17 protein-coding genes are annotated in these 19,839 nt (G+C 67.5%); 1 reads left to right on the forward strand and 16 read right to left on the reverse strand.

Annotated features, from left to right (window positions below):
• Window positions 1–2: 2 nt before the first annotated feature.
• The 12 genes from FN829_RS05180 to FN829_RS05230 form a co-directional block, all read right to left on the reverse strand.
• Window positions 3–989 carry a carbohydrate ABC transporter permease gene (locus tag FN829_RS05180; protein WP_142985935.1) on the reverse strand — a complete coding sequence of 329 codons (987 nt, stop codon included), beginning with the start codon at window positions 987–989 and terminating at the stop codon, window positions 3–5.
• Window position 990: 1 nt separating this feature from the next.
• Window positions 991–1,968 carry a carbohydrate ABC transporter permease gene (locus tag FN829_RS05185; RefSeq protein WP_142986077.1) on the reverse strand — a complete coding sequence of 326 codons (978 nt, stop codon included), beginning with the start codon at window positions 1,966–1,968 and terminating at the stop codon, window positions 991–993.
• Window positions 1,969–2,153: 185 nt separating this feature from the next.
• Window positions 2,154–3,584 carry an extracellular solute-binding protein gene (locus tag FN829_RS05190; RefSeq protein ID WP_142985936.1) on the reverse strand — a complete coding sequence of 477 codons (1,431 nt, stop codon included), beginning with the start codon at window positions 3,582–3,584 and terminating at the stop codon, window positions 2,154–2,156.
• Window positions 3,585–3,877: 293 nt separating this feature from the next.
• Window positions 3,878–4,162 (reverse strand): DUF7545 family protein, encoded by a 285-nt coding sequence (locus tag FN829_RS05195; protein WP_142985937.1) that lies wholly within the window; start codon window positions 4,160–4,162, stop codon window positions 3,878–3,880.
• A 111-nt stretch (window positions 4,163–4,273) separates the two neighbouring features.
• Window positions 4,274–5,341, reverse strand: coding sequence for a metal ABC transporter permease (locus FN829_RS05200; RefSeq protein WP_142985938.1), 1,068 nt, complete (start codon window positions 5,339–5,341; stop codon window positions 4,274–4,276).
• Window positions 5,338–6,081 (reverse strand): metal ABC transporter ATP-binding protein, encoded by a 744-nt coding sequence (locus FN829_RS05205; protein WP_142985939.1) that lies wholly within the window; start codon window positions 6,079–6,081, stop codon window positions 5,338–5,340. The genes FN829_RS05200 and FN829_RS05205 overlap by 4 nt, the downstream gene beginning before the upstream one ends.
• Window positions 6,082–6,167: 86 nt before the next feature.
• Window positions 6,168–7,247 (reverse strand): metal ABC transporter substrate-binding protein, encoded by a 1,080-nt coding sequence (locus FN829_RS05210; protein ID WP_142985940.1) that lies wholly within the window; start codon window positions 7,245–7,247, stop codon window positions 6,168–6,170.
• 113 nt (window positions 7,248–7,360) lie between these two features.
• On the reverse strand, window positions 7,361–8,341 hold the full coding sequence (locus tag FN829_RS05215; RefSeq protein ID WP_142985941.1) for an alpha/beta hydrolase: 981 nt from the start codon (window positions 8,339–8,341) through the stop codon (window positions 7,361–7,363).
• A 124-nt stretch (window positions 8,342–8,465) separates the two neighbouring features.
• The gene (locus FN829_RS05220) at window positions 8,466–8,945 is read right to left on the reverse strand and encodes a YbaK/EbsC family protein (RefSeq protein WP_142985942.1); all 480 of its coding nucleotides are present in this window, start codon (window positions 8,943–8,945) and stop codon (window positions 8,466–8,468) included.
• Window positions 8,946–9,056: 111 nt separating this feature from the next.
• Window positions 9,057–9,782 (reverse strand): ribosome assembly factor SBDS, encoded by a 726-nt coding sequence (locus tag FN829_RS05225; RefSeq protein WP_142985943.1) that lies wholly within the window; start codon window positions 9,780–9,782, stop codon window positions 9,057–9,059.
• 39 nt (window positions 9,783–9,821) lie between these two features.
• On the reverse strand, window positions 9,822–9,998 hold the full coding sequence (locus FN829_RS15835; RefSeq protein WP_185955686.1) for a DUF7576 family protein: 177 nt from the start codon (window positions 9,996–9,998) through the stop codon (window positions 9,822–9,824).
• Window positions 9,999–10,113: 115 nt separating this feature from the next.
• On the reverse strand, window positions 10,114–11,529 hold the full coding sequence (locus FN829_RS05230; RefSeq protein ID WP_142985944.1) for a CRTAC1 family protein: 1,416 nt from the start codon (window positions 11,527–11,529) through the stop codon (window positions 10,114–10,116).
• A 537-nt stretch (window positions 11,530–12,066) separates the two neighbouring features.
• Here FN829_RS05230 and FN829_RS05235 point away from each other — a divergent pair.
• Window positions 12,067–13,647, forward strand: coding sequence for a DUF7282 domain-containing protein (locus tag FN829_RS05235; RefSeq protein ID WP_185955687.1), 1,581 nt, complete (start codon window positions 12,067–12,069; stop codon window positions 13,645–13,647).
• 148 nt (window positions 13,648–13,795) lie between these two features.
• Here the strand turns inward: FN829_RS05235 and FN829_RS05240 are convergent, their stop codons facing one another.
• The 4 genes from FN829_RS05240 to glpA all read right to left on the reverse strand — a co-directional run bounded on the left by FN829_RS05240 (window position 13,796) and on the right by glpA (window position 19,571).
• Entirely contained in the window at window positions 13,796–14,725 is a 930-nt protein-coding gene (locus FN829_RS05240; RefSeq protein WP_142985946.1) for a hypothetical protein, read from the reverse strand.
• A gap of 79 nt (window positions 14,726–14,804) precedes the next feature.
• Window positions 14,805–16,397 carry an anaerobic glycerol-3-phosphate dehydrogenase subunit C gene (locus FN829_RS05245; RefSeq protein WP_142985947.1) on the reverse strand — a complete coding sequence of 531 codons (1,593 nt, stop codon included), beginning with the start codon at window positions 16,395–16,397 and terminating at the stop codon, window positions 14,805–14,807.
• On the reverse strand, window positions 16,394–17,776 hold the full coding sequence (glpB, locus tag FN829_RS05250) for a glycerol-3-phosphate dehydrogenase subunit GlpB (RefSeq protein WP_142985948.1): 1,383 nt from the start codon (window positions 17,774–17,776) through the stop codon (window positions 16,394–16,396). Before glpB ends, FN829_RS05245 begins: the two co-directional genes overlap by 4 nt.
• Window positions 17,763–19,571, reverse strand: a complete 1,809-nt coding sequence (glpA, locus tag FN829_RS05255; protein ID WP_142985949.1) for an anaerobic glycerol-3-phosphate dehydrogenase subunit GlpA — start codon at window positions 19,569–19,571, stop codon at window positions 17,763–17,765. The genes glpB and glpA overlap by 14 nt, the downstream gene beginning before the upstream one ends.
• Between the last annotated feature and the right edge of the window lie 268 nt (window positions 19,572–19,839).

Consider the following 19,839-nt stretch of genomic DNA (forward strand, 5'->3'; position numbering starts at 1 on the left):
GGTTACTCCTTGAGTGCCCCCTGCGTGAGGCCGCTTATGATCTTGTCCTGTGCGACGACGACGAGGATCGCCACCGGGATGATCGCGATCAGGCTCGCCGCCGCCTGGAGGTCGTAGCGAACGGTGTACTGCGTCTGAAACGCGATGACGCCGTCGACCACCGGCGCCCACTCCGCGGCGCTGTTGCCGGTCATCAAAAACGAGAAGAAGAACTCGGTGTACACCGTGATGAAGGTGAGGATGCCGGCGGTCGCGACGCCGGGCGCCGAAAGCGGCATGATCACGCGGAACAGCGCGCCGAGCCGTGTCGTGCCCTCGACCCTGGCGGCCTCCTCGAGCCCGTCCGGGATCTGGCCGTAGAAGGTCGTCAAGATGAAGATCGCGAGCGGCATCGTGAACGCGCTGAGCGGTGCGACGACCGCACCGGGCGTCCCGTATATCTCCACCGGGAGGGTGAAGAGTCCGAGCATCGGCACTTGCTGGTTGAACGCCCGGAACAGCGGGATGAAGAGCGTCGCCGGCGGGAAGAAGCTGAGCACCAACAGGGCGAAAAGCAGCGGCGTCTTCCCGCGGAACTCCAGGCGACCGAACGCGTACCCGGCGAGGCTCGCGACGAGGAGCACGAACACCGTCACCGTGAACGCGTAAAAGAGGCTGTTGAACATGAACCGCGCGAACGGGACCTGTTGGAAGACCTGAACGAACGCCGACAGGTCGATCGTCGCCGGAATCAGCGGGATGTCGGTCTGACCCGGCGGGGCCATCGCGACGTTGAACAGCCAGTACAGCGGGAACAGCGAGGTCGTCAACAGGACGCCGCCGAGGAACACCAACATGACGGCGTACGCCTTCTCCGGGTTCCGGATCCAGTCGTCGGCCCATCGCTGGATGGGCGATCTGTTCTCGTCGTCGCCCGGCTCGCCGCCCGATTCGTCTCCCGTGCCGTCGAACGTTTCCGCGTCCTCGTGGTTGCGTGCGTCGATGCTCATGTTATGCCAACCCCAGGCTCTGGTTGCTCCGCCGGATGAATCCGAGGTACACCATGATGAACAGCCCCACGACGATGGCTATCAGTACGCTCACGGCGGCCGCGGAGCCGTACTGCGTCGCGGAGCCGAACATCATCTGGGTGACGAGACACGTCATCGACGGGACGGTCGAACAGCCGACGGTGGTCGACTCGATGATGCCGTACACACGGAGTGCGCCCATCGTCCGGAACAGCATCGCGACCATCAACACCGGGAACACGAGCGGGAACGTGATGTAACGGAACCGCTGCCACCGCGAGGCACCCATCACGTCGGCCACCTCGTACAGGTCCTGATTGACGCTCTCCAACCCGGCCAGGATCAGGAGCGCCATGAACGCCGAGGTCTTCCAGATGTCCGCCACGGTCACGATGACGAAGCCGTCGAAGGTCGTGTTGAGGGGAAGACTCGAGAATATCCCGAGCTGCTGGAGCGGCTCGGTCAACAGGCCGTAACCGGGCCGGAACAGCAGGAAGAAGATCATCCCCTGGATGACGATGGGGATCGCCCACGGCAGGATGATGAGAAGCCGGACGAGCCGCCGTCCCTTGTACTCGGCTTTCATCAGCATGGCGTAGAGGAACCCGAGAAGCGTCTCGCCGGTGACGCTCAAGACGGCGAACAGGACCGTCATGAACAGCGCCTGTTCCAAGATCGGCGTCTCGAAGGAGGGATCGACGAACGCCGCCGGAGCCAGCGCGTTGGTGTTCGTGAGCAGCCGGACGTAGTTCTGGAATCCGACGAACTCCCCGAGGCTAGCGCTGGTGATCACGTCGGCGAAAAACGACATCCTGATCGCCGAGGCCAGCGGCCAGAACGCGAACAGCAGCAGCACGAGGAACCCCGGAACCAACAACAGGTACGCGTACGCCTGTTCGCTCAGGTTCTCCGTCCACGTCGCGAGTCTCGACAGGATCCCGTCCCCTCCGCTCGACATCTCCGACCTGCCCTGTTCAACTGCCACGCCGTTCGACACCTCCGGTTACTGCCCGCCGTTGTCGTACGAGCATCGCCCACCTGTTTTTCGTGCGAATATTTATCATTATTGTCTGTTTAACATGTGATTCGACGTTCGCGACCCCGGAACCGAACGGCGGAGAGCCGGTCAGCCGGCCGTCTCCGTCACGACTGTTCTTCGATCGCGGAGATCTGCTCTTGCATCGCCGTCGCCGCCTCCTGGGGCGACTGTTCCTGGCGGAGCGCCGAGTTGACTTCGCTGGCAATGATGGTCCGCTGATTCGGCCACACCGACGTCGTCGGCCGCGGGATCAGGTTCTCCGCCGAATACTGGAGCGCCTCGAAGTACGGGCCGTACGTGTCGCTCTCTTCGACGTAGCCGAACAGTTCCGGCTTCGGCGGCATGTAGTTCGCCGCGTCGAACTGGTGCTGGAGGACGGAGTCCTCCCACCACGCCTTGATCACTTCCTTCGCGGAGGCCATGTTGTCGGTGTAGGGGTTCATCGACATGATCCATCCCCCCTGCGCGTGCCAGGATCCGTTCGGACCCGCGGGCAGCGGCATCACGCCGAGCTCCATGTCCGTCCCCTCGAAGGCGCTCACCGCACCCCCGATGGAGTAGGTCCAGTTGCGCTGCGTGACCGCGCTTCCGTTCTCGAAGGTGGACTTCGTGTCGGGTTCGATCCAGCCGGCGACCTCCTGCGGCGAGACGCCCGAGATGTCCATCGGAGCGCTGCCCGTGCCGTGGATGATGTCCACCGCGGCTTCGATCCCGTCGATCGACTCCTCCGAGTCGAGGGTGACGGGGCGGTCACCGACCGGCCCGAAGAGGTTGTCCTGGCCGCCGAAGAACGCGCCGCCCATGCTCGTGAGGAACTCGTTGAACGTACAACACGCCAGTCCGGCGTAGTTGTTCCCCTGCCAGAGATGGCCGTACTGAACGTCCGATCCTCCCATCGCCTCGGAGACGATCGTCGAGAACTCCGCCCACGTCGGCGGGTCGCTCCGCCACGTCTCGAAGTCCGAGTCGCCGTAGCCCGCGTTCCGTAGCAGGTCCTTCCGGTAGGTGATGACCGGGTAGTCCGGGAACACCGGGATCGAGTACAGGTCGCCCGTCTCGGGGTGCGTCCCCGTGTCGATCATCGACTGGACGCCCTCCTCTCTGACGCGGGAGATGAACTCCTCGTCCATCTCCTCCTCGAGGTTGACCAGGTCGTCGCGGACGATGAACGGGATCGTCCACCCGTTGTCCGTCAACACCAGGTCAGGGTCGGACTCCTCGGCGTTGATCGCGGTCCGGAGCTGTTGTTGCTTGCTGCCGGTGTCCTGTGGCGGCACGGTCATCTCGATCGTGACCGAGTCGGGAACGCCCGCCTCGTGGAGCGCATCCACGATGCCGGAGTCGACGAACGCCGATCCGGAGAAGACCGTGACCGTCCCCCCGATCTCGTCGCCCGACGATCCGGTAGTCGACCCGTCCGATCCGCCGCCACCGCCACCCCCGGCACAGCCCGCCAGGCCGGCGGCCCCCACCGCGCCGGCGGTCGTGAGATAGCGTCGTCTCGAGACACCACTTCCAGTGCTGTCGTCTGACATACGTCCACAGTAAGGAACGATCATTAATATAAGTGTGGGTATTTACAACGGGTGATGTAAACGAGTATATCCGTGTCCGTCGGACGCGAGTTCGGCACTCAAACGCCGTTATACGGCCGAAATCCCGATTTTCGTCTCCCAGACGGGACGAAACGACCGCCGAACCACAGGCTCCGCAGTGATCGTGGAGCGGCGCGTTGGCGTCGCTCACGGGGAACGGATCGACTCTTCACGGCAGGCGGTCGAGAAAAGCGTGTCGTCGACGGGAGGGATCGCGCAGATCCCGGTTCCGATCAGTGCGAATGACCGAGCGCGTCCTCGAGCGACTGGCCGAACCGCTCCTCGAAGAGCTCCTCCGCGGTCTCGTTCATCTCGGCGATGTCGTCGGGGACGCCGCCCTCGCTGTGGTGGGCGATGACGTGCGCCTGCTGGGCCATCGCCTGGACGATGACGTCGGTGACGACGCGCGTCGATGGCTCGCCCTGCTCGCTGAGCACGTCGACGAGGCCGGCTGGTAGCTCGAACGACTCCTCCTCGCCGTCGGGTCCGGTGACGGTGTAGGTCTCTGTCTCTCCCATACCTCCGAGTCGCGGTCGGGACATAAGGGTCTGTGGAAACAGTGCTCGGTGCGCGCACGGCCGACCGGACGACACGCGGGCCGTCGACCCGTGACAGCGATGACCCGGCGATCAGCCGTGTGCGGAGATCGCCCGGACGGAGAAGCCGGAGGCGGCGACCGCGAGGAGGTAGATACCGATCGCGACGACCACGATCGACCCCCCGGAAGGGAGCTCCCCGCCGATCGCGACCGCGAACCCGCCGATCACCGACAGCTGACCGAAGATCACGGAGAGGTACGTCGTCTCCCGGAAGCTCCGGGCGACCTGGGAGGCCGCGGCGACGGGGACGACGAGCATCGCGGCGACTAAGATTACGCCGAGCACCTGCATCGCGCCCACGACGACCACGGCGGTCAACACCACGAGGAGCGTGTTGTAGCCCGTCACGTTCAATCGGGCGACGCGGGCCGCCTGCTCGTCGAAGGTGATGAAGAGCAGCTGCTTGTACGTGGCCGCGACCGCGGCGACGACGACGACGGAGAGGGCGGCCATCAGGCGCGCGCCCTCGACGGTCACCACCCCGAGGTTGCCGAAGAGGTACCCCTCGATGGCGATCCCGGTGAGCCCGCGGCCGTAGCTGACGATCAGCGTCCCGACCGCGAAGCTCCCGGAGAGCATGATCGCGATGGGCACGTCGCCGTAGGCGTCCGTGCGCTCCGTGAGCCACTGGACGCCGAGCGCGCCGAGGATGCCGACGACGAGCGCGACGAGGAGCATCGGGCCGTCCCACCCGGTGACGGCGTTCAGGAGGAAGCCGAGCGCGACGCCGGCGAAGGCGGTGTGTGCGAGCGTCTCGCCGATGAGCGCCATCTCGCGGTGGACTAAGAACGTCCCGACGAGCGGGGCAACGACGCCGACGAGCACGCCGGTCGCCATCGACTGCCACATGAAGGGGTGCCTGAACACGTTGGTCCCGAACGCGGCGTCCATCGCGCGACCGACCGAGCGGAAGCCGGCGTACAGGTCGCTCGCGACCGGAAGTTCCTGCGCCCAGTACAGCAGCACGAACCCGATCATGGCGACGGCGAGGACGGCGGTGACGGCTACCCCCGCGAGTTCGACGATCCGGCGTCGACCACGCGTCGGGGCGGTCGTCGGGTTGGTCGGGGTCTCCGGGCTCGATCCCTCGCCGCTCATGGATGGTGGTGGTGGACGACCTGTCCGGTCGCGCCGTAGGCGTCCTCGAGCGCGTCGCTCTCGACGAACGACTCGGTGTCGCCGTGGTGGTACAGTTCGGTGTTGATACACGCCACGTGGTCGGCGCGGTCGGTGACGACGCCGATGTCGTGTTCGATCAACACGATCGTGATGCCGTCGTCGTTGAGCCGGTCGAGGAGCGCGTAGAAGGCGTCACGCGACTCGGCATCGACGCCGACGGTCGGCTCGTCGAGCGCGAGCAGGTCCGCCTCGCTCGCCAGCGCGCGGGCGATGTACGCGCGCTGTCGCTGTCCGCCGGAGAGCTCGTTCATCAGCCGGTCCGCGAGGTCGGCGATGTCGACCGTCTCCATCGCGGTCGTGACCGCCTCCCGGTCCTCCCGACCGAGTCGACCGTGGCCGACGTGGGCGAACCGTCCCATCGTGACGCACTCGCGGACGGTGACCGGCATCGCTCCGCCCCGGTTCGTCGCCTGCTGTGAGACGTAGCCGATCCGGCTCCCGTCGTCGACCGCGCCGATCGGTCGGTCGAACAGCCTGACCGTCCCCTCGTCGGGGGTGTGAAGCCCCAACATGAGGTGGAGGAGGGTGGTCTTCCCGGAGCCGTTCGGGCCGACGAGCCCCAGGAAGTCGCCGGCCTCGACCGTGAGCGAGACGTCTCTCACGGCGACGGTGTCGCCGTACGCGAACGTCACGTCCTCGAGTTCGATGACCGGATCCACTGTGTGTCTCGACGTTGCGTCCTCCGAAGGTTTAGCTCTTCCATTCGCTTCGACGACGCGGTCGGCATGGGCGTCGATCGCGCCCATCACTCCGCGCCGAGCGCACGCCCGAATGCGGGGACGTTGACCTCGAGCATCTGCTCGCGGTAGCCGTACCCCGCCTCGTTCCACTCCCGGGTCGACCCGCCCGCGGGCGTCACCGCCACCGTCTCCGTCGCGTTACTGTTCTCGACGACCGTCTCCGCGAGGTTCGGCGACTCGAAGCGGTCGTACAACACCACGTCGATGTCGTTCTCGTCGACGACCGCGATCGTGTCGGCGATGTCGCTCCCGCTCGGCTCGTTCTGCGGTGACACGCCGACCGGCGAGTGGATCTCGAAGCCGTACCGTTCGGAGAGGTACTGAAACGAGTCGTGTCCGGCGAGGACGGCGACGTCGCGCTCGGCGGCGTCGACGGTGGAGGCGAACGCCTCGTCGATCTCGTCGAGTTCCGCGTTGTACGCCTCGGCGTTTTCGGCGTAGTGGTCGGCGTTATCGGGGTCCGCCTCGCCCAGTCCGGCCGCGATCGTGTCGACGACGTCCTTCGCGAGGACCGGGTCGACCCAGACGTGCGGATCGATCTCGCCTTCGTGGCCGTGGTCGTCTTCCTCCTCGTGGCCATGGTCGTCTTCCTCCTCGTCGTGGCTTCCCTCCTCGTCGTGGCTTCCCTCCTCGTCGTGTGACTCCCGGCCGTGATCCCACGCGAGCAGCCGATCGTCGAGGCCGTCCAGGCCGTCGATAACCGCCACCCCCTCGTAATCCGACTCGAGCGTCGACGCGACGTCCTGTGCCCAGGTGAACTCGGGCGTATCGAAGTAGACGAACGCGTCGCTCGCGGCTACGTCGGTCGCGAGCGTTCCGCTCGGCTCCCAGCCGTGGCCGAGCTGCCCCACGTCGACCGGGTTCGTGAACGTCGCGCGGTCGCCGACGATCCGATTCGTCCAGTCGTGGAGGGGAAAGAACATCGCGTACCCGGAGTCGATCCCGGCGGCGCTTCCGCTCCCACCCGACTCACCGCCGGCACCCGATCCGCCGCCAGCGCCGGCACACCCTGCGAGGGATCCGGCAGCACCGACGCCGATAAGTCCCGCGCTCCGCCGCAGCACCGATCTGCGTGTGTCACCCATACCGATCGCTATGCCAGATTAATACAAAAGTGTTGTTATTTCATAAGTCGATCTTAATAATCTGGATCGGATATGGTCACTCGGATCAACAACGCCCGCCGGATCTCCCATGACTACTCGTCGAAGGCCCGTTCCAGGGCGTTAACGCGGGCGTCCCACGTCTCCCGTGAGATCCGTGCCTCGGGGGCAAACGTCTCGTAGGCGTGGTACGCGCCGGGCCAGAGGTGGAACTCGGTCTCCACTCCGCCGCCGAGCAGTCGTTCGGCATATGCTCGCGTCTCGTCGCGGAAGACGTCGTGGGTCCCGATGTCGAGGTACGTCGGCGGCAGCCCCGAGAGGTCCTCGAGCCGTCCGGGCGCGGCGTAGGGCGGAAGGTCGTCCGCCCCGCTCAGGTCTCCGAGGTACGCCTCCCAGGCCCGGACGTTCATCTCGCGGTCCCAGATGCCGACGTCGGTCACCTGCCGGCTCGACTCGGTGGCGTTCCGGTCGTCGAGCATCGGGTAGATCAGGTGCTGGTGACACAACTCGGGGCCGTCGTCCTCGTCGCGCGCGCGGAGCGCTACCGCGGCCGAGAGACCGCCGCCGGCGCTCTGGCCGCCGATCGCGATCCGGGAGGGGTCCACGTCGAAGTCCACGGCGTTTCCGGCGACCCACTCCAGTCCCGCGTAGCAGTCGTCGACGGGGGCGGGGTAGGGGTGTTCGGGCGCGAGCCGGTAGTCGACCGAGACCACGACGCAGCCGACCTCGTCGACGAGCCGCTCGCAGGTGGGATCGTCCTGGTCGAGATCGCCCAACACCATGCCGCCGCCGTGGATCCAGTAGAGACACGGTAGGAGCCCCTCCGCGTCGACGGGGCGATAGACGCGGAGCGGGAGGTCCTCGTCGCCCGTCGGTCCGGGAACCACGACGTCCTCGGACTCGACTCCGGGGCGCTCCGGTGCCTCCGCCAGCATCGTCTCCATCAGCTGCGTCATCCGATCGCGCGTGCCGGGCAGGTCGTCGAAGTCCACGACGTTCGCGAGCAGGAACTCGTCCGGAATTTCCTCGAGGGCGGCCGACAGCTCCGGGTCCATCGGTGGTAGGTCTCGTGCCATGGTACCGATTGGCTCGCTGATGCGATAAACGTCAGGATCGATCGGGTACGTCACCGCTACGGCTCGGTCGCGTCACCGCTACGGCTCGGTCGCGTCACGATTCGGGCGGGAACGACTCCGCGGTCTACGACTCCGTCAGGTCGACGGCCGTCGCGTCCGCCAGGTCGGCGAGCCGACCGGGTTCGATCGCGAACACCGCGCTCGGGGTCCCTGCGGCCCCGTACACCGTCTCGAACGCCTCGAGCGTCGGGTCCATCACCGTCGGGACCGCCTCGTCGTGGCAGATCGGCGGGACGCCGCCGATGCTCCAGCCGACGACCTCGCGGATCCGTTCGGGGTCGCCCATCGAGGCGGACGACGCGCCGAAGTGCTCGGCGACGGCGTCCAGGTCGAGGCGGTTCGCCCCGCTCGTGATCGCGGCGACGAGGTCGTCCCCGCCCGACAGCGAGACGACGATGGTGGAGGCGATGGCCGCGGTCTCACAGCCGACCGCGTCCGCCGCGGCCGCCGCCGTCTTCGTGCCGGCGTCGAACTCTAGGACCTCGAGATCGACGCCGTACCGATCGCGCGCCCGCTCCGCGAACTCCGAGGCTCGCTGATGCATGCCGGATCCCGCGCGGTCGCGCGGTATCAACCCTCGGGATGCGGTGAACGTCGGACGATCCCGAAGGTCGGTGGATCCCGAAGGGTTCACTGCGCCCGCGTCGCCGGGTGCTCACCGCGTCCGCAACTCGTCCTTGTCCTTGATGACGCGGGCGTCGCCCTCCCCGGAAGTGACCTCGTTGACGAGGTCATAGAGGTCGTTCTGTAGCCCGGCGGGGAAGGTGAGCACGCCGACCCACGAGCCGTCGTTCTGCCACTCCTCGCGCTCGAGATCGCCGAACTCTCGGACCTTCGCCTGTCCGGACCCGGCGTAGTCCGCGGGCAGTTGGACCGCCATCGTCACCTCCTCGAAGCGGATCGGGATGACCGGACGGAGCGCCTCGAGCGCGTCGTCGACCTGGTTTTCGACCGGCTCCATCGGGTCGATCTGGAAGCCCGCCTCCTCGAGCGCGCGCTCGATCCGCTCGGGCGGGTGCGGCGAGTCGTCCATCTGCGGGTTCACGGCGTTGCGCGTGATCGTGTTCACGAGCTGTTTGTGTTTCCGAGCTTGCATCTCCTCGCGCTGCTCGGCGGTGATCTGGATCTCGCCGCGCTCGACCACCTGCGGGATGATCTCCAGCGGGTCGGTCGTTCCGAAGACCGTCTCTAAGTCCTCCTCGGCAGGTCTATCGCCACGTGAGGCGTTCTCGAAGACGTCCTCCGCGGCGATCACCTCCTCCAGTTCGCCCTCGAACTCTCCGCGTTTCATCGCCAGCGCGGCGTCCGGGTCGATGAGGACCTCGAATCGCTCCCCGTGTGACTCCAGTCTGGCGGTCACCGCCTCGTCGAGTGAGATCATGTGTGAGACTTCTCGCCCCGCGGTAAAAAGCCTCCCGCGCTACCGACCCCACTCCTCGCGGCACGCCTCCCCGCAGAAGTGCCGTCGTTCGACCGATCCGTCCGCCACCCACGTCACCGTCCGTCTCTCGACGCCGAGGGCCGGCTCCTCACAGGACGCACATCGCGGCGCGGACGCCTCGCCCTCCTCGCCGAGGTCGGATGTCGGATCCACCATACCCGCCCGTGGACTCGCGGCCACTTGAACCCGCGAAGCGCGGCAGTTCTGGCCGGGCGACGTCCGTCCTCCAGTCCGCCGATCTGCTGGTTCATCGCCCGAACTCCTCGCCCGGTCACTCGACGCGCGCGGTCGGGTGAGCGACGTCGAGCTCGACGTTCGCGTCAGGATCAGTGATCGCCCACTCGCGGCCGTCCGGCCAGCGCACGACGACCCGTTCCGGCTCCCCGTCCCCCAGCCCGAAGTGGGCGACCGGCTCGGTCTGACAGAGGTACCCGCCGCCGGCGTCGATCACCCGACGTTGGATCCCACCGCCCGCGTCGCGGAGTTTCACGGTCGCCCCCCGAGCAGGCGCCCCCTGGGGCGTCGTCGGGCGGATCCGAAGCCAGTCGTTCTCGGCCGCCTCGGGCGCGGCGTACACCGAGATCGGCTGGGCGGCCACTTCGCCGTGAACCACGACGAGTTCCAGGGTTCCGTCGCCGTCGACGTCCGCGGCGACCGCGCCCGTTCCGAACCCCCTCGACTCGGCCGCCGCTCCGATCGCCGTGGAGGCCCACCGCAGTTCGGCGGAGTCGTCGTCCTCGTCCCCCGCGGGATCGGTCCGTTCGAACAGACGGTTCGCCTCGCCGAACCCGTTACAGAACAGCTCCTGTCGCCCGTCGTTGTCGAAGTCGGCGGCGACCACGGAGCGAACGCCCTCGGCCGCGCGAAGCGCCGACGGGGCGACGTCGCGGTACCGGCCCGAGGAGTCCGGCCTGAGGAGCCGGCTGCGTCCCTCCCAGTTGCCGACCGCGAGGGCGAACGACCCGTTCTCGTCGACCAGCGCGACCCCCCGGGCGTCGCCCGCGGGGTCGGCGAGGTCGGGCCCGCCGTCGACCTCCTCGTAGTGACCGCCGTCGTTGCGAAACAGCCGGTTCGCCCCGGTCTCGACGCCGACGAACAGGTCGGTCCCCTCCGAACACAGAGGACCGGGGAGCAGCGACCGGCAGCCATCCTCGACCGCCAGCCCGACCGCGCCGGCCATGTCCGAAGCCTCGCCGTCGTCGCCGAGTTCGTAGAACGCCAACGGCGCGCCGTAGCTCGCGACGGCGACCCCGTACCGCCCGGTACCGAGGCGGTCAAGCGCGGCGACCGAGCGGCCGGCCCTGAAGTTGAGCCGGTCGGCGTTGACGCGCAGGGCGAAGGTGTCCGTCCATCGGTACGTGTCCGCCTCCAGTCGGTCCAAGAGGAGATCTGAGTCGCCGGCGACCCCGACGCTGTTGGCGCAGTTGTGGACGTAGATCTCCTCACAGCCGTCCGCGTCGACGTCGGCCGCACAGACTCCCATCGCGTGTCTGTCGCCATCGGCGACGATCCCACAGGCGGTGTCGACGAACGTCCCGGAGTCGCCCTTCTCTCGGGCGTACAACCGGTTCGGTTCGCCGTACCCGGCGACGAAGACCAGCGGACCGTCCCGTCCGGGCGTCACGGCGACGCCGTACCCGCGGACCGGGTCGGCGTCGGCGAGCAGATCGGAACGGTCCGCGAACATGGCCGCCCGTCACCGCCCAGGGGTAATGAACGCACGGGTTGGATCCCTCACCCGCGGACCGCAGATCCCGCCTGACGTGCCGGGTAGCCGCCGTGAGTCGGTCGGGATCGGACCACTTCCCGACGGAATTCCCCTCTGGAATTCACCCGCGACATCGGTGTCGCCGACGCGTGACAGGGGTCCCGCGTCGGTTGGTCGGGATTACTCTCCGTGTCAGCGTTCCGGAATCCCGGTGATCCTCCGGGACGATTCGGGCGATGCTGTCGGGATTCGCTACTAAGCCGCCCTTATCGGTCACGACAGAGGCCCGTCGATTATCGGAGAACACCGGTCGAGAGTAAGTCGAGCGAAATCGAACCACGGCGACGCATAACAAAGCTAGGCCGGGTCGTGATGTGCGCTGTGGTTCACACGAGGGTTGTAGACGAGCGAGCGGAGGACAGTTCGACGAACGAAACGCGACGGTTGAGCTGAGTTACAACGCACATGGAAGATTCAACGAAGAAACTTATGGCGATCGTACTGGCGACGGTGATGATGAGCTCCGTCGCGGGGATGGTCGGAGCACAAGAACTACGGCCACAGGTCGAGGCTCCGGCAGGCAACGACGCCACGGTGGCGTTCTCCGACCAGACGACGGACGGCACGTCGGTGACAGTCGATTCGGTGAACACGCCCGACGGCGGGTTCGTGGTGATCCACGACGACAGCCTGCTTGACGGGGAGGTCACCGGGAGCGTGATCGGCGTCTCGGAGTACCTCGAGCCCGGGGAAAACGAGAACGTCACCGTCACGCTGTTCGATGACGTTCCGGGAGCGACGTTCGACCGAACGGAGCTCACCGAGAACGAGACGCTGATCGCGATGCCGCATCGCGACACGAACGCGAACGAGACCTACGACTTCGTCGCGACCGACGGGTCGGATGACGGTCCGTACGTCGCCAACGGGTCGGCGGTCACCGACGCGGCGAACGTCACCGTGGAGGCCTCGGAGACCACCGGTGAATCGTTCGTCGTCGACAATCTGACCGCGCCCGCGGTCGTCGAACGGGGCGACGCCCTGGACGTCACTGCGACCGTCGAGAACCCCAACGACGAAGCGGACACACAGACCGTGGAGTACCGGTTCGACGGCAACGTGTCGGCCCGCGAAGAGGTCAGCCTCGATGCCGGCGAATCGACTGACTTCACGACCACGGTCGACACGTCGGAGATCGCTTCCGACGCGTACATCCACGGCGTGTACACGCGCGAGGACGGCCAGCCGGCCCAAGTCCTGATCGTCGACGAGATCGTCTCCTTCGGAGTCACGGACCTCACCGCGCCCGAATCCGTGACCGCGGGCGACACCGTCAGCGTGAATGCCACGGTCTCGAACCCCAACGAGTTCGCCCACGAACAGCCGGTCCAGTTCCGGTTCGACGGCGACCTCGTGGAGACTCGAAGCGTCGAACTCGAAGCGTCGAACTCGACGACCGTCCAGTTCGAGATACCCACCGACGGGACTCCAGCAGGCATGTACATCCACAGCGTCTTCTCGAACGACTTCGGGCAAGACGCGATCATCACGATCGAAGCCCCCGACGACGACGACGATGCTGACGACGGCGACGCTGACGATGGAGATGTCGATGACGGCGATGCTGGCGACGACGCCGATGACGGCGACGCCGATGACGGCGACGCTGATGACGGCGACGCTGATGACGGCGATGCTGGCGACGACGATGCTGACGATGGCGAGAGTGACGACGGCAACGCTGACGATGGAGACGCCGATGACGACGATGCTGGCGACGACGATGCTGGCGACGACGATGCTGGCGATGGTGACGATTCCGGTGAAGACGGAAGTGCCGACGACGGTGATGCCGATGACGGCGACATCGATGACGGCGATGATTCCAGTGAAGATGCTGATGATGGCGGGAGCAGCGACGGTGACGCTGACGACGGCGATTCCGGTGAAGACGGAAGTGCCGACGACGGCGACGCTGACGACGGCGACGATTCCGGTGAAGACGGAAGTGCCGACGACGGCGATGCTGGCGACGGCGACGATTCCGGTGAAGACGATGGCGACGAGGAGCAGCCGGAAACTCCTGAGGACGGGTAGCTAACCCGGTTTCCTCAGTTTCGTACCTTCTGCCGAGTCCACGGGTTCGGTCATCAAGCACTGAGCGGACCGTCATCGTCACGGGAACGGCTTTCGAAGGTAGAGCGGCGGGTCACACGGTGACGGATCGTTCGCTTCCGTCGTGCCGTCACCCGCCCGCGGTCGACAGGTTTCTTCTGATGTACCGGCTGATGGCACGGAGACGGTCCGGATCGAACGTCCAGACGCCATGCCAGATCCGCGGCTTCGTCTCCACCGCCAGCAGACCGACCCCGCCGTTGACCCCCCGGGCGAGGTCGGTCTCCGCGTCCACGGAGGCCGGCCCGCCCGGCGGTTCGAACACGACGAACCAGCTGTCGGTGAAGTCGCTCGAGCGCCCGCCGTGGATGGTCGCCTCGAGACCCGTCGGCGGGTCGTCGGGCACGCCGTAGAGGTGGGCATCCACCCCGCCGTCGGCGACGCGTTCGTACACGCGCCGGGTTCCGAGCTCGTCTTCCAGCCGTGAGAGCCGCTGGAACGACGACCGGAGCGTCCCGCCGCCGGCCGTCAGCGCGGCACGCTCGATGAACCGCGAGATGGTGATCAAAAGCAGTTTCTGTCGGTTCGACTCGGGATACCCGCGCAGGGTGAACACCGTGTCGTCGAGTCCGGTTATCACCGACGGCAACTCGAGGTCCTCCGGCGAGCGTGCGTTGGTGATGTACAGATCCGAGTTCACGAACAGGATCGCGTCGCTGAGCGCCTCGAGCGTCGAGCCCGCGATCACTTCGTTGTCGTCGACGAGTAGGACGAGGTTTTCTGCGTCCGCGACGCGATCGCCCTCGAACGGTACTCCGTCGTGGTCACGAAGGGTATCGACGTCGAGGACGCCGTCGGCGACGTCGACGAACCCGCTCGCGCCGGCTCCGCTCCATTCAGCGATCCCCCTCTCGCCGACTCTCCGCTCGGTCACGCGGACGGCGTCGTCGCCGAACGTCTCGACGAGCATGTCCCGAACCGGGTCCGGATCGCTCCGATTGACGACGACGATCGACCGCTCCGCGCTCTCGAACCGATCGACGAGCTGTTCCAGCGTCACGATACCCGAACCAGCCGGCTACCGAAAATAAACGTTCGTCTTCCGTTATCGCGTCTGAAAACGAGTGACGACGACCGGCCTACGCCACGACCGTCTCCTCGAGCAGCTGGAGCGGGTGTTCGATCTCGTAGCCGGTGCCGTGTTCCATCTGCATCGCGCAGGTCGGACACTCCGTCATCCCCACCTTGCCCTCGGCCTCTTCCATGTGGTCGAACATCTCCTCGCCGATCTGCATCGACTTCTCGTACTTCTCGCTCTTCCAGCCGTAGGTGCCCGAGATCCCCGAACAGGAGTCGCCTACGTCCTCCATCTCGACGCCGTCGACGTCGCGGAACGTCTCGACGGCCTGCCGGGCGAGCCCCTGGTTGCGGGCGTGACACGGCGCGTGGTACGCGAACGACTGCTCGTCGCCGGGGCCGTCGCTCTCGGCGAGCGCGCCGTCCAGGTCCTCGTGGATCCGGAGGTACTCGAGCGCCTCGAAGGTGTGATTCGAGACGTCCTCGATGCCGTGGATGTCGAACAGCTCGGGGTACTCCTGGCGCAGCGACATCGAACAGGAGGTACACGACGCGATCACGTCCGCGCCGTCGCCGATCGCCTCGATCAGGTTCTCGACGTTGGTCTCGGCGTGCCGGCGGGCGTCCTTCAACATCCCGTTGGCGAACATCGGCGTCCCCGAGCACTTCTGGGGCGGCACCAACACCTCGTAGCCGAAGTGTTCGTACACCCGCACCATCGCCTTGCCGACCTCCGGCGTGTTGTAGTTGGAGTAACAGCCGTGGAAGTACGCCACGCGCTTGTCGGGGTTCTCGACCTGCGCGCCGCCGCGGTCGCGCCACCACTCGCGGAACGTCGTCGTCGCGAACTCGGGGAACTCTCGCTCCTTCGGGATCCCGAGCACCTTGTCCATCGCCCAGCGCGCCGGCCCGAAGTTCATCGCGAACGAGGAGAGCCGCGGGACCACGCTGGCCAGCCGCGCGGAGGTCCGGTAGTTCGCGAGGATGCGATTGCGGACGTACTCCAGCGAGAGCTTCTCCATCTGCTCTTCGACGAACTGGCCGCGCGCCTCGTTGTGCATCTGCGAGAGTGGCACGGAGGAGGGGCAGGCGTCGTCACACCGCATACAGTTCGAACAGGAGGTGATCGACTCGTCGATGTCGTGGTCGTCCTTCCGCTTGAGCCGCCACTGCTCGGGCCCCTGGAACTTCGGGCCGGGGAACTCGTCGTCGACCTCCGCGACCGGACACGACGTATCACACGACGTACATTTATAACAGGAGTCGGCCCCGTCACGCAGGTCGAGGTCGCCCTCGGGGAACACGTCGATCGGGTCGTAGGCGTCGGGGTCGAGCTCGGTCGAGTCGCTGCCGCCGGTCGCGCTCTCGACGCCCCCGTCGGTCGCCGTTCGGGGGGCGTCCGCGGGTCCTCCCCGCTCCTCCGACTCCTCGTCGGGGACGAATATCGCCGGACGCTCGTCGCGACCGATCTCGGGGACGTTCGGCTGGGGCGTCCCGTCCGCGCTCCCACAGCCGCAGCGGTCGCCGTCGGCCGACCCCCGCGGTTCGTCGTCGGTCCGCCCCCGTGGTTCGTCGTCGCTCGTCCCGTCGATGCCGTGTGATTCGTCGGTACCACTCGTCTCGTCCCCGTCGTCGCTCCCTGTGTGTCGTGTCATTGCTGAACCTCCCGTGCCGCCTCCCGGCCCGCCACGAGGCCGGTCGCGAGCGAGACGCCGCTCGCGGACTTCTCCCGCGCCACGTCCGCGCCGCCGACGACCGCGCCGGCGACCCGGATGTTCCCGTACGCCACCTCCCCCGTCTCGTCGAGCGGACGCAGCCGCTCGTCCGGTCGCACCCCGAACCGCGCGTACGGCTGCTCGCCGAACGCGTCGTCGACGAACCACTCGTAGCGGTCCGCCGGCTGCGGGACGTGTAAGTCGAGGACGGGCTCGCGGACGCCGTCGCGATCCGAGTCGAGCCCCTTCCCGACCAGCCCGCCCGTCGCGAGCACGACCGCCTCCGCGCCGTAGGGCACCTCGCTGCCCTTCCGGTCCATCACGAGGTGGTCGATCCGGTCGCCCGCGTCGGTGACGGCGTACCCCACCGCGGGCGTCCCCGTCTCGAACCTGACCCCCGCGTCGTCGAGCGCGTCGTACAGCAGGTCCTCGAGCCGGAGCCCCGGCAGGCTCGGCGGCCCCATCGGGATCTCGAAGACGTCCGCGCCGAGCCGGTCTCCGAGGTCCGCGCGGACTTCGGCCGGGTGGTCGTCTCCGAGGAACGCCGGGAAGCCGACCCGTTCGACGCGGTCGACGCCGCCCTCCTCGTCGACGACGTCGTGGAGGTGCGGTCCCACCGCCTTCGCCAGCGCCTCGCGAGCGGGCGTGCCGTCGATCGGCTCGTCGCGGTCGAGCGCCTTCGCGAGTCGCGTGATCTTCGCGTCCGCGCGGAACGCCTCCGCGAACTCGACCTCCGCGCCGGCGACGTCGAAGGGGACGTCCGCCGCCGCGAGCCGGTCGGCGAACGCCCGCGCGTCGTACTCCGTGAGCGACCGGAACCCCACGATCAGCGTCGGGCGGTCGTCGCTCGCCAGCCCCGCCGCCGCCGACGCGGGGTAGCGGGCGGTCGGCTTCACGCTGCCCCCGAACGTCGGGACGAGGGCGTTCCGGTCGGTGTGACCGCCGAGGTACGCGTCGCCGACGAGGTCGTCGAACAGTTCGAGCCCCTCCCGCAGCGCGTCCGCGCCGACGAGCCGGTACGGGTGGTCCTCAGGGAGCCGGTCGATCGCCTCGAAGGGGTCGGTCAGCGGTCCCTCCGGGTCGGGCCACTCGTCGGGGTCGAGATTCCGGCCCGCGGTCGGCGGCCCCTCGCGTAAGGGCTTCGCCGGCTCGGTCGCGGGGAGGTAACCGAGCGCGTCGATCAGCCCGGAGGCCTGCCGCAGCGTGCTCGCCTTGTGCGAGACGAGCCGGGTGTCGGCGCCCTCGCGGGCGGCCGCGATCGCAGCCGTGATCCCGGCCATCCCGCCGCCGACGACGAGGACCTCGCTATCGATCGCCATGCGTGCCCCCGTCGGTCGCGTCGGGGCTCCCGGTCGCGTCGAGCCCGCCGTCGGTCGCCGTGACGCCCGCGGCTGAGCCGTCCGACCCGGAGTCGTCGGCGCCGGCGGACCCGTCGGTCCCCGGCTCCGCCCCCGCGTCGAACGCGCCGAAGTCGACGTCGGCGTCGGTCGTCGCCGGGTCGCCGTCGCGGTTCATCGTGGTGGCGTGGAGGAGGTGGTTCAACATCGCCTGCGAGAGCTGGCGGCCCCACAGCGCGTGTCGCTGGCCCTTCCAGCGCTCCTGATACAGCTCGTCCTCGGCGTCGCGCGCGACGGGCTCGGGGTACTCCCGTGCCAGTTCCGAGGCGATGCGGTGGGTACAGAAGCCGCCCTGACAGTTCCCCATCGAGGCGCGAGTGCGCAGCCGGACCGCGTTCAGGTCGGAGCCGGCCTGTTCGATCCCGTCTCGAACCTCCGCGCGGGTGACGCCCTCGCACTCGCAGACGACGGGGTTGGGGTCCGTCCCCCCCAACACGTCGTCGGTCCGCGAGCCGAGCCGCTGGGCGGAGCGGCGGCCGATCGGCGACCGGATCCCGAACTCCTCCATGTAGTCGCGGAGGACGCTGAAGTCCTCGGATCCGGGCAGCGGCGCGTCGGCGGTGTCGCAGTCGGCGTCGTACTCGAGCTTCTCACAGACGTGGTCGGTGATCGACTCGGCCATCATCCGGTAGGTGGTGAGCTTCCCGCCGACGATGCTCGTCATGCCGGGAAGGTCGTCGCGCTCGGCGTGGTCTAAGAGGAAGTAGTCGCGCGTGATGTCGGTGGGGTCGTCGGTGCCGGTTCCGGGCGGCTCGTAGAGGGGACGAACGCCCCAGAACGAGCGGAGCGTGCGGGCGTCCTTGAGCGCGGGAACCAGCTCCGAGAGCGTCTCGATCATCAGGTCGACCTCCCACTCCTCCTCGGGGTAATCCTCGGGGTCGTCGACCTCCTCGTCGGTCGTCCCCAGGATACAGGCGGTCTCGTGGGGGACGACGATGTCGGCGTCGCCCTTGGGTCGACAGCGGTTGATCACGGTGTCGACCTGTCGGGTGTTCATCACGGTCATCACGCCCTTCGACGGGCGGACCTCCACGTCGACGCCGGCCATCTCGCCGAGCTGCCCGGCCCACGCGCCGGTCGCGTTGACGACGTAGCGCGCGCGGATCTCCTCGGTCGTCCCCGGCTCGCGGTGGACGCGCTTGCCCGGCCCGGTGTCGTGTTCGATCTCGACGCCGACGACCTCGTCGTCCTCGACGAGCACGTCCGTCACCTCGGCGTGGGTCTCGACGCGCGCGCCGTGCTCGCGGGCGTCGGCGGCGTTGGCGACGCAGAGCCGGAACGGGTCGACCGCCCCGTCGGGGACGACGATGGCCTTCTCCACGTCGCGCGCGAGGTACGGCTCACGCCTGCGCGCCTCCTCGCCGTCGATCACCTCGGCAGGGATGTCGCACGCGCGACACCCCTCCAGTTTCTCCCGAAAGTACTCCTCGGAGTCCTCGGGCCGCTTGACGAACATCCCGCCCGTCTCCTCGACGCAGTGGGCGGCGATGTCGCGGAGCACCCGGTTCTCCTCGATACACTCGCGCGCGCTCTTCTGGTCCGAGACGGCGTACCGGCCGCCGCTGTGGAGGAGCCCGTGCATGCGACCCGTGGTCCCGTGCGTGAGGTTCCCCTTCTCGACGAGGACCGCGTCGAGCCCCCGTCGCGCGAGGTCCCGTATCACGCCGCAGCCGGTCGACCCCCCACCGACGACGACGACGTCCACTTGATCGTCCATGTCATAGCGCTTGGACCGGGATCACTTTACTTTATCTCCCGTACGCACCCGATCATAACTATCAGGGATATTCATTGGATCTTGTTGGATCGCTAACCCACAAATTTATATATGGTTCTTTTTTATACGGGGCAACTTGCGGATTTTAACGGGAAGATTATTATGGTAGTACATTATGTTCACGAATGGCGTGGTAGCTTTCGTGAAGATATGCCGTGGCGGCGACGACGGCGACCCCGCGTCCCCGATGTTCGGGCCGGCGTGAGGC

Source organism: Halorubrum cibi, assembly GCF_900182635.1.
In the GTDB taxonomy this organism is placed as follows: domain Archaea; phylum Halobacteriota; class Halobacteria; order Halobacteriales; family Haloferacaceae; genus Halorubrum; species Halorubrum cibi.

Excerpts from the sequence above, each read along its gene's own strand:
- FN829_RS05210 (WP_142985940.1), bottom strand. The coding sequence starts at position 7,247 with ATGGGTGACACACGCAGATCGGTGCTGCGGCGGAGCGCGGGACTTATC.
- FN829_RS05215 (WP_142985941.1), bottom strand. The coding sequence starts at position 8,341 with ATGGCACGAGACCTACCACCGATGGACCCGGAGCTGTCGGCCGCCCTC.
- FN829_RS05220 (WP_142985942.1), bottom strand. The coding sequence starts at position 8,945 with ATGCATCAGCGAGCCTCGGAGTTCGCGGAGCGGGCGCGCGATCGGTAC.
- FN829_RS05200 (WP_142985938.1), bottom strand. The coding sequence starts at position 5,341 with ATGAGCGGCGAGGGATCGAGCCCGGAGACCCCGACCAACCCGACGACC.
- FN829_RS05235 (WP_185955687.1), top strand. The coding sequence starts at position 12,067 with ATGAGCTCCGTCGCGGGGATGGTCGGAGCACAAGAACTACGGCCACAG.
- FN829_RS05190 (WP_142985936.1), bottom strand. The coding sequence starts at position 3,584 with ATGTCAGACGACAGCACTGGAAGTGGTGTCTCGAGACGACGCTATCTC.
- FN829_RS05230 (WP_142985944.1), bottom strand. The coding sequence starts at position 11,529 with ATGTTCGCGGACCGTTCCGATCTGCTCGCCGACGCCGACCCGGTCCGC.
- FN829_RS05245 (WP_142985947.1), bottom strand. The coding sequence starts at position 16,397 with ATGACACGACACACAGGGAGCGACGACGGGGACGAGACGAGTGGTACC.
- FN829_RS05225 (WP_142985943.1), bottom strand. The coding sequence starts at position 9,782 with ATGATCTCACTCGACGAGGCGGTGACCGCCAGACTGGAGTCACACGGG.
- glpB (WP_142985948.1), bottom strand. The coding sequence starts at position 17,776 with ATGGCGATCGATAGCGAGGTCCTCGTCGTCGGCGGCGGGATGGCCGGG.
- FN829_RS05195 (WP_142985937.1), bottom strand. The coding sequence starts at position 4,162 with ATGGGAGAGACAGAGACCTACACCGTCACCGGACCCGACGGCGAGGAG.
- glpA (WP_142985949.1), bottom strand. The coding sequence starts at position 19,571 with ATGGACGATCAAGTGGACGTCGTCGTCGTCGGTGGGGGGTCGACCGGC.
- FN829_RS05185 (WP_142986077.1), bottom strand. The coding sequence starts at position 1,968 with ATGTCGAGCGGAGGGGACGGGATCCTGTCGAGACTCGCGACGTGGACG.
- FN829_RS05180 (WP_142985935.1), bottom strand. The coding sequence starts at position 989 with ATGAGCATCGACGCACGCAACCACGAGGACGCGGAAACGTTCGACGGC.
- FN829_RS15835 (WP_185955686.1), bottom strand. The coding sequence starts at position 9,998 with ATGGTGGATCCGACATCCGACCTCGGCGAGGAGGGCGAGGCGTCCGCG.